General features: G+C 70.0%; 7 protein-coding genes and 1 pseudogene. 2 read left to right on the top strand and 6 right to left on the bottom strand.

All coding sequences use genetic code 11. The features are described from left to right. Window positions 1–2,138: excinuclease ABC subunit UvrA (locus E4V01_RS24830; protein ID WP_135300223.1), on the top strand; the 2,138-nt coding region annotated here is incomplete at its 5' end. Window positions 2,139–2,232: 94 nt separating this feature from the next. Further along, window positions 2,233–2,916 carry a type 1 glutamine amidotransferase domain-containing protein gene (locus E4V01_RS24835; RefSeq protein ID WP_135300224.1) on the top strand — a complete coding sequence of 228 codons (684 nt, stop codon included), beginning with the start codon at window positions 2,233–2,235 and terminating at the stop codon, window positions 2,914–2,916. Between the two features lie 120 nt (window positions 2,917–3,036). On the opposite strand, the gene E4V01_RS24840 is transcribed toward E4V01_RS24835, so the two are convergent. From E4V01_RS24840 to E4V01_RS26790, 6 genes and pseudogenes are all read right to left on the bottom strand, one after another. Beyond that, window positions 3,037–4,815: a c-type cytochrome gene (locus E4V01_RS24840; protein ID WP_135300225.1), complete on the bottom strand. Its 1,779-nt coding sequence runs from the start codon at window positions 4,813–4,815 to the stop codon at window positions 3,037–3,039. 108 nt (window positions 4,816–4,923) lie between these two features. Further along, complete coding sequence (locus tag E4V01_RS24845; RefSeq protein ID WP_245517705.1) at window positions 4,924–5,844, bottom strand: hypothetical protein; 921 nt, start codon at window positions 5,842–5,844, stop codon at window positions 4,924–4,926. A gap of 176 nt (window positions 5,845–6,020) precedes the next feature. Beyond that, complete coding sequence (locus E4V01_RS24850) at window positions 6,021–6,638, bottom strand: type 1 glutamine amidotransferase domain-containing protein (protein ID WP_371688543.1); 618 nt, start codon at window positions 6,636–6,638, stop codon at window positions 6,021–6,023. Next, window positions 6,638–6,967, bottom strand: coding sequence for a zinc ribbon domain-containing protein (locus tag E4V01_RS24855; RefSeq protein WP_135300227.1), 330 nt, complete (start codon window positions 6,965–6,967; stop codon window positions 6,638–6,640). The genes E4V01_RS24850 and E4V01_RS24855 overlap by 1 nt, the downstream gene beginning before the upstream one ends. Window positions 6,968–7,034: 67 nt before the next feature. Beyond that, window positions 7,035–7,640: a zinc-binding dehydrogenase gene (locus tag E4V01_RS26455; RefSeq protein WP_245517706.1), complete on the bottom strand. Its 606-nt coding sequence runs from the start codon at window positions 7,638–7,640 to the stop codon at window positions 7,035–7,037. Between the two features lie 196 nt (window positions 7,641–7,836). After that, a pseudogene (locus E4V01_RS26790) lies at window positions 7,837–8,283 on the bottom strand (alcohol dehydrogenase catalytic domain-containing protein); the annotation flags it as partial. Between the last annotated feature and the right edge of the window lie 333 nt (window positions 8,284–8,616).

The raw sequence follows: 8,616 nt of genomic DNA on the forward strand, positions 1-8,616 counted from the left end.
TCGCGGCCTGGCCGCAAGCCTGGGGCGGCCAGAACCTGCGGGACATCCTGGTGAGCCGGGGGGTCGATGTCGACAAGCCCTGGAAGGACCTGCCGCGGGCGCTCCGGGACTGGATCCTGTTCACGGACGACCAGCCGCAGGAGCCCGTCTATGCCGGGCTCTCCCCGGAGCAGACGCGGCGCGCCCGCCAGCGCCGCCTGGAGCCGAGCTACATGGGCACGTTCACGAGCGCCCGCCGCCACGTGCTCGGGACCTTCAGCAAGTCGCAGAGCGCGCTCATGCGCCGGCGGGCGGCGCGCTACCTCGTGAGCGAGGACTGCCCCGTCTGCCACGGCAAGCGCCTGAAGCCCGAGGCGCTCTCGGTCACCTTCGCCGGCCTCGATATCGGCGACCTGTCGCGCATGCCGCTCGCCGACCTCGCCGCGGTGATGCGGCCGGTCGCCGAGAACCGGCTGCCCGATGACGACACCGCCGCCAGCGCCGAGTCCGGGACGCTCGATCGCGAAGCGGGCCGGCGGGATCGGGCTCGGCGTGCCGCCTCCGGGGCGTCAGCTCATGCCGGGGCGCCGGACGTGCGCGCGACCCCGAACCTCTCGATCGAGAAGCGGCTCGCCGCCCAGCGCCTCGCCGCCGATCTCATCGAGCGGATCGGGACGCTCACGGAGCTGGGCCTCGGCTACCTGTCGCTGGACCGGGTGACCACGACCCTGTCGTCGGGCGAGTTGCAGCGCCTGCGCCTCGCCACCCAACTCCGCTCGCAGCTCTTCGGCGTGGCCTACGTGCTCGATGAGCCCACGGCGGGGCTGCACCCGGCCGACGGCGACGCCATGCACGACGCGCTGGCCGGGCTGCTCGCCTCGGGCAATTCGCTGTTCGTCGTCGAGCACGACATCGGCACGATGCGCCGGGCCGACTGGCTCGTCGATGTCGGCCCGGCGGCGGGCGAGCACGGGGGCACCGTGCTGTACAGTGGCCCGCCGGAGGGCCTGCGCGCGGTGGAGGCGTCGCGCACGCGCCTGCACTTGTTCGGGCTCGCCGAGCCGCCGCTGCGACCGCAGCGCGAGCCCGCGGGATGGCTGCGCCTGGAGGGGATCGTCCGCAACAACCTGCGCGGCGTCTCGGTCGCGTTCCCGCTGGGATGTCTCACCGCGGTCACGGGCATCTCGGGCTCCGGCAAGTCGAGCCTCGTCGCCCAAGCCCTGCTGGACCTCGTCGGCGACCGCCTCGGCCGGCCGATCGACACGGACGACGAGCCGGAAGATCCCCTCGACGCGGTGCCGGGTCCGACCGAAGGGCGCATCGTCGGCGGCATGGACGGGGTCCGGCGTCTGGTCCAGGTCGATCAGAAACCGATCGGGCGCACGCCCCGCTCGAACCTCGCGACCTATACCGGCCTGTTTGACGGCGTCCGCAAACTGTTCGCCGCCACCCCCGAGGCACGCCGGCGCCGCTACGACGCCGGCCGCTTTTCGTTCAACGTCGCGAAAGGCCGTTGCCCGGCCTGCGAGGGCGAGGGTTTCGTCAGCGTCGAACTCCTGTTCATGCCGAGCGTCTACGCCCCCTGTCCGACCTGCCACGGGTCCCGCTACGCGCCGGAGACGCTGGCGGTCACCTGGAACGGGTTGACCATCGCGGACGTGCTCGGGCTGACCGTCGAGCGCGCCTGCGCAACCTTCGCGGACGAGCCCTCCGTGCTGCGGCCGCTCCTCGTGCTGCGGGATCTCGGCCTCGGCTACCTGCGCCTGGGCCAGCCGGCGACTGAGCTCTCCGGCGGGGAAGCGCAGCGGATCAAGCTCGCGACCGAATTGCAGAGGGGGCAGCGCGGGGGCACGCTCTACGTCCTCGACGAGCCGACGACCGGGTTGCACCCGACCGACGTGGATCGCCTCATGCTCCAGCTCAACGGCTTGGTCGATGCGGGCAACACGGTCGTCATGGTCGAACACGACATGCGCGTCGTGGCGGGGGCCGATCACGTCATTGACGTGGGGCCCGGCGCCGGAAGCCTGGGTGGCACGATCGTGGCGGCGGGCCGCCCCGTGGTGGTGGCCCGGGCGTCGGCAAGCCGAACGGCGCCGTATCTGCGGGAGGAGCTTGAGGCCGACGCTGGCGGGAGCTGGCAGACCCGAAATCCCTGATGGACCCGTGGACCCGGATTCTGCGCTCCATCAGCACCGGAAGACGGTACCCGCATCCAGGACGACTGACCCAGACCAGCCCCGGAGAATGACCATGAAGATCCTGATGGCGCTGACCTCCCACGACCGGCTCGGCGACACCGGCCGCAAGACCGGCTTCTGGCTGGAGGAACTCGCCGCGCCCTACTACGTGTTCAAGGATGCCGGCGCGGAGATGGTCCTCGTCTCGCCGAAGGGCGGGCGTCCGCCGCTCGATCCCAAGAGCAGCGAGCCGGACTTCCAGACCGACCTGACCCGGCGCTTCGAGGCGGACCCTGAGGCCAACGCCGCCATGTCGAACACGGTCCGGCTCGACGGCGTCACCCACGAGGGCTTCGACGCGGTGTTCTATCCCGGCGGGCATGGTCCCCTGTGGGATCTCGCCGAGGACCCCGCCTCGATCCGGCTGATCGAGACGACGCTCCGGGCCGGCAAGCCGGTCGCCCTCGTCTGCCACGCCCCCGGCGTCCTGCGTCATGCCAAGGCGCCCGACGGCCAGCCGCTCGTCGCCGGCAAGGCCGTCACCGGCTTCACGAACACCGAGGAGGAGGCCGTGGGCCTGACCGCGGTGGTCCCCTTCCTCGTCGAGGACGAGCTCAAGCGGAAGGGCGGCGTGTTTTCCAGGGCCGGCGACTGGGAGCCCTACGTGGTCGGGGACGGGTTGCTGATCACCGGTCAGAACCCGGCCTCGTCCAGACAGGCAGCCGAGCGCCTCAAAGCGTCTCTCGACGATCGATGACCGGCGGGGGCGCAGGCCTGCCGCACTGGCTGCAGAGCCCCTCGACGCTGGCGTCGAGGGGCTGAACACTCCGATCTCAACCCCCTTGGCCAGCGTGGGCGCGCCCTGGGCTCTGGCCCATCACTTCCCGTTATGGCCCAGAGCCCAGACATACGCCGCGACGGCCTTCAGGTCGGTCTGGGACAGCTCCACGCCGCCCATGGGCGGCATCGCGTTCTGGTGTTCCTTCGGCTCGGGCACGCCATCGGCGATCGTGCGCTCGATGCCCGCCAGGCTACCGTCGCTCCAGAGCCAGTGGCCGCTGGTGAGATCGGCCCCGACCGGCGAGCCCCGGCCGTCCGAACCGTGGCAGCCGCCGCACGTCGCGTCGGCCACTTCCCCGTGGAAGATGCGGTCGCCGAGCGCGACCTGCTCGCGCGTCGCGCCCTTCGGCACCGGCAGCGCCGCGACCGTACGGCCGGCATCCGGGTGCCGGCCCTCCGGCGGGGCCACTTCCGTGGACGCGGTCACGACGTTCTGCGGGCTCGGCGCGGCCGCGACAGCCGCGCTCGGGTCACCGCCCGTATAGGTGACGCGCCAGATGCGGCCCTTCACGTCGTCAGAGATGTAGAGCGACCCGTCCGGTCCGACCGCGAGGCCGGACGGCCGGTACTCGGCCCGGCCCGGCTCCTTCACGGGTCCGGCGAAGCCGTCGGCGAACACCACGAAGTCGCCCGCGGCCTTGCCGTCCTTGAACGGCTGGAAGACGATGCTGTAGCCGCCCTGCGGGCCGGGCGCGCGGTTCCACGAACCGTGGAAGGCGATGAAGGCGCCGTCGCGATAGGCTTGCGGGAAGGCCCTCCCTGTACCGATCCCGACGTAGAACTTCATGTTGTTGGGTGCCCAATGTGCCGGGAACCACGCCACCGGGCCCTGCCGGTCGGCGCAGAGCCCGACCGTGCGGCCGCCGTCGCCGCCGTATTCGGGGGCGAGCACCAGCTTCTCCTGCGCCGGGTCGAAGTAGCATTCCGGCCAGCCGTAATCGGCGCCCGGCTTCAGCTCGACCACCTCCTCGGAGGGCAGCTCGTAGCCCTGCTTGGCCGTGTACATCTTCGGCCAGTCCTCGTGGAGCTGGTCGCGCCCGTGCTGTGTCGCGAACACTCGGCCCTGCGCGTCGAGCGCGATGCCCTCGCCGTTGCGGATGCCGGCCGCGTACCGCTCGGCGGGCGAGAACCTCTGATCACGCCCCTGCGCGTCGTAACGCCAGATGCCGCCGCGGGTCTCCTTCTCGGTGCAGGGCTCGCGGCCGATCGAACCCGGAACGCGGTTCTTCACTTCGCAGGCATTCGTCGCCGAGCCGAGATCGACGAGAAGATTACCCTTCGGCGTGATCGCGAAGGGGTGCATCGGGTGGTCGCCCGTCACCGGCAGGCCGGAGACGACGACTTCGCCTGCAGCCCTGGGCGCCACCTCGCCTGTCTTGAGGGGATAGCGCATGATGCGGTCGTTGATCTCGGCGTAGACCGCCCCCTGGAACAGCGCCAATCCGGTACCGCCATGGCCGCCCTTGGCGGGGCTCTCGCCGAAGCGCTCCGTGACGTCTGCCTTGCCGTCGCCCTTGGAATCCTTGAGCGCGACCAGGAAGCCGCCCGGCGGCGGGGTGTCGTTCTTGTAGTACACGCCGCTCCACGTGTTGACGTAGAGCGTGCCGTCGGCCGCCACAGCCATGTGCCGGGCATGGCCGATCCCGTCGGCGTAGATCGTCGCGCAGAAGCCGGCCGGCAGGCTCAGGCCGCCCGTACCACCGTCACAGGCCGAGTCGGCGGCCCGTGCGGGCCGAGCAGCCGGCCAGGCGGAGAGAATGGTTGCTGTCGCGACGCCGGCGGACAGGACGAGGGTCGACGAACGGATACGACGCATGGTGTGCCCTCCTGCGGCCATGCCACGAACCACGGTTTCAAGAGCGAGCCGAATACGGGCGGGCAGTCGCAGGCGGTGCGCTTCGAAATCCTCGCGCGGCCGCAGCCGTCAACGCGCGGTCAGCGGCACCGCCAGGACACGAAACGGGAGTGCGGGCTTGGTCCCCTTCCGCGCCGGCTCGGTGATGACGGCGAGCTGCCCGACCGTGATGAAGGCCGTCGCACCGACCTTGGCGGCGCTGGTGACGCCGCCGGCGATGCCGTCCCGCAGAACCTCCACCTTGGCCGTATCCCCTGAGACGGTCATCCGGTCGAGCCGGCCGCCGCCCTCGGCCAGGAGGAAGGCGCCGTCGCCGAGCGGCCGCAGGCCGTCGGTGAGGACCAGCGGACGCGAGGGCGTCAACCGCGTCACCGCGCCGGCCTGCCCGTCCTTCACGTCGATCCGGAACAGCTTGGCCTTGGTGAACGTATCGACGTAGAGGTTGCCGTCGGTGCCGAAGGCGATGCCGTCGAGCCCGGCATCCTCGCCCTCAGGCGCCAGAAGCGGGTCGCTTTTCCAGACCTCCAGCGTCTGCGCGCCGGGCGTCAGCCGCAGGATCTGCGGTCCCGGCGTGTTTGTGACGTAGGCCGCCCCGTCCGGTCCGAGCGCGATGTCGTTGCAGATGGCCGGGCTGACGGGGAACGGCGCGCTGATCTTGCCGGCGCCGGTCTTCAGGTCGAAGCCCTTCAGCGAAGCGCCTTTCACGTCTCTGGGTCCCGGGATGCCGAGTGCCGAGAGATCGTTCGAGCAGACCCAGAGCGTGCCCGACGCCTCGTCGGCGAGCACGCCGAAGGTCGAGCGCGTCGCGAACGCGCCGGGCGCGATCCAGACCTCACCCGAGGACGCGCCCGGCGCGATTCGGATGACGCCGCCGCCCGCGAAGTTGCTGACGTAGAGGGTGCCATCCGCGGTGGCCGTGATGCTCTCGGGATACGCGGCCTCCCCGGGCAGGGCGATCTCGCGCGTGTCCCGGGGGGGCGGCCCGCACAACCGTTGCGGCACCGACAGCCGCGAGGATGAGAAATCCGGTCAGCGCGAGGCTGACGCCCCGGCGTGGCACGCCTCCGAACGGACGGACACAGACCTCGGCTTGCCTCATCGCAGATCTCCGGTCGGCCGCAGAGAAGGGCGATAGCCCTGGAGCGATCGCGCGTGTTCGTCTCGGCTCACGCGGGCCGAGCGCCCCCGCGCGCATCTGCGAACAGCGCGATCACCGCCCGATTGAACGCCGGTATGTCATCGGGCTTGCGGCTGGTGACCAAGTTGCCGTCCACGACCACCGGCTCATCCACCCAATCGGCCCCTGCATTCCGGAGATCGGTCTGGAGCAACGGCCAGGAGGTCATGCGTCGCCCGCGCGCCGCGCCCGCCTCGATGACGGTCCAGGGGCCGTGACAGATCGAGGCGACGGGCTTGCCCGCGTCGAAGAAGCTTTTCGCGAACGCCACGGCCGCGGGAATCGTGCGCAGCGTGTCGGGATTGATCACGCCGCCCGGAAGCAGCAGCGCGCTGTAGTCATCGGGGCGAGCGCTGTTTAGCGGCACGTCCACCGGGAATTGATCGCCCCATTCCGTGAAGTTCCAGGCCTTCACCGCGCCGTCCTTCGGTGACACGATCTGCGTCTCGGCCCCAGCCTGATCGAGCGCTTTGCGCGGCTCGGTCATCTCGACTTGCTCGAAACCATCCGTGATCAGGATTGCGACCTTCAGGCCGTTGAGGGGATGGGAAGCCATGGTTGTTCCTCGGTCGGAGTGGGGATGCGTGCAGCCGAATGCGGGCGTCATCACGAACTGCCGCGCCGCACCGGCCCATGCGCCGTGAAGACCCGCCCGCCCGCGGACAGGGCGCCCGCGAGCGGCAAGCGGCGCACGCAACAGCCGCAACCGGCGGGATGGGCGGTCGAAGCCGGGCGCGCCGGGGATGCGCCCGGCTCGGTCGCCGCGAAGGCGATGCGGCCACCTGCGCTGCCGCCGATGATGGCCGGTGCGCTCAAGGCTGCCCGTGGGACCCCAGCGCCGCATTCCGGGCAGGCACAGGGGTCGCGGAATTGCGCCATGGGCCGCAGGGCCGTGAACGGCCCGCACGCGTCGCACGCGTAGTCGTAGATCGGCATGGCGTCCCCACGCGCGCGCCCGTCCGGGCAATGGCGGATGGGCCGGGCGAACGGATGCCCGCCCGGCTTAGAGATCAGCTTGGCAGGTCGCCCCGGCAGATGAGGCGGCGGGTTTGAGGATCACCTTGGTCCAGCCGTCGTCGCGCGCGTCGAAGTGCTTGTAGGCCTTCGGCGCCTCTCCCAGCCGAAGCTCATGCGAGACGATGAAGGACGGCTTCGCGCGGCCGGCCGAAATGAGGTCGCGCAGCCGCCGGTTGTAGGCCTTCACGTTGCATTGGCCGACGCCGATCGTCTGACCCTTGAACCAGAAGAGGCCGTGGTCGAAAACGATCTCGCCCTGCTTGTAGAGCGGGTCCTGCGGAGCTGGATCGTGGGCCGTGAAGACGCCGACCACGCCGATGCCGCCGGTGAACTTCACCGACTTCACCAAGTCGTTCATGGTCATGTTGGGGTGCTCGTGACCCTGCGGATCGTGCACCTGGTAGCCGACGCACTCGCAGCCGCGGTCGGCCCCGATGCCGTTCGTCAACGCGAGCACCTGGTCCACCGGGGAGCCCTTCGAGTCGTCGATGGGCATGGCGCCGACCGTATCCGCGAGGCGCAGGCGGTCGGGATGGCGATCGACGACCATCACCCTGCTGGCGCCCTTGATCATCGCCGAGAGGGCCGCCATCAGGGCGACCGGGCCGGCCCCGTAGAATCACGATCGACTCGCCGGGACGTAGTCCTGCGAGTTCGGTGGCGTGCCAGCCGGTCGGGAAGATGTCGGCCAGTATCACGTAGTCGTTTTGCCGTTCCTCCGCATCCGGCGGCAGCTTCAGGCAATTGTAGTCGCCATAGGGAACGCGCAGCAGGTCGGCTTGCCCGCCCCGATACGGACCCATGTCGGCGAAGCCGTAAGCGGCGCCGGCCATATTCGGCAGGACGCTGCGATCGGCCGTGGTTAGGCAGAACGCGCTCAAGCCGCGCTCGCAATTCTTGCAAAAGCCGCAGCCGATGTTGAAGGGGATGGCGACCCAGTCCCCGACCTTCACCCGATCGACGGCACTGCCCACTTCGGCTACCTGGCCGAGGTTCTCGTGCCCGAATACGCCTCCGCGCGGGAAGTCGGTCCGGCCCTCGTACATGTGCAGGTCCGAGCCGCAGATGTTGCTGCTCGTGATCCGCACCAGCACGTCGGTCGGCCGCTCGATCGGTGCGTCGGGCACGTCCTGCACAGCGACATCGCGTGGGCCAGTGTAGACGACTGCTCGCATCGTGCTCTCCTGCCCTGACTTCGACTGCCAAGGCCTGAGAGAGTATATGTCGCCGGTCATCGAACTATCCGGTCGATGCCTACGGTGTTCACCGTAGCGCGGTGGGAGACTCTGTCCGAGACGCACCCCGTCGAAACCGGCCGGTGCAAATTGGATCGCGGAGATCCGGTTCTCGGCAGCCGGCTGAATGGCCCAGACGCGTTCAGACGGTCGGCCATGCGGGCCGACCTCAATGTCCGTGTGCAGCCGTGGGAGCCCATCGCGCGACCGAACCCTGCGACGCCCCGCCGGAGCGAGGCCATCGCAGCCTGCAGAGTGGAGAGTTCCTTAGAGCGTGTTATGCACCTGTCATGAGCTTTTCAGCTTGCCTGAGCATGAGGCAGACGAAGGCAG

It is taken from the genome of Methylorubrum sp. Q1 (assembly GCF_004683995.1).
GTDB lineage: Bacteria > Pseudomonadota > Alphaproteobacteria > Rhizobiales > Beijerinckiaceae > Methylobacterium.

Excerpts from the sequence above, each read along its gene's own strand:
- E4V01_RS24835 (WP_135300224.1), top strand. The coding sequence starts at position 2,233 with ATGAAGATCCTGATGGCGCTGACCTCCCACGACCGGCTCGGCGACACC.
- E4V01_RS24840 (WP_135300225.1), bottom strand. The coding sequence starts at position 4,815 with ATGCGTCGTATCCGTTCGTCGACCCTCGTCCTGTCCGCCGGCGTCGCG.
- E4V01_RS24850 (WP_371688543.1), bottom strand. The coding sequence starts at position 6,638 with ATGACGCCCGCATTCGGCTGCACGCATCCCCACTCCGACCGAGGAACA.
- E4V01_RS24855 (WP_135300227.1), bottom strand. The coding sequence starts at position 6,967 with ATGCCGATCTACGACTACGCGTGCGACGCGTGCGGGCCGTTCACGGCC.
- E4V01_RS26455 (WP_245517706.1), bottom strand. The coding sequence starts at position 7,640 with ATGGCGGCCCTCTCGGCGATGATCAAGGGCGCCAGCAGGGTGATGGTC.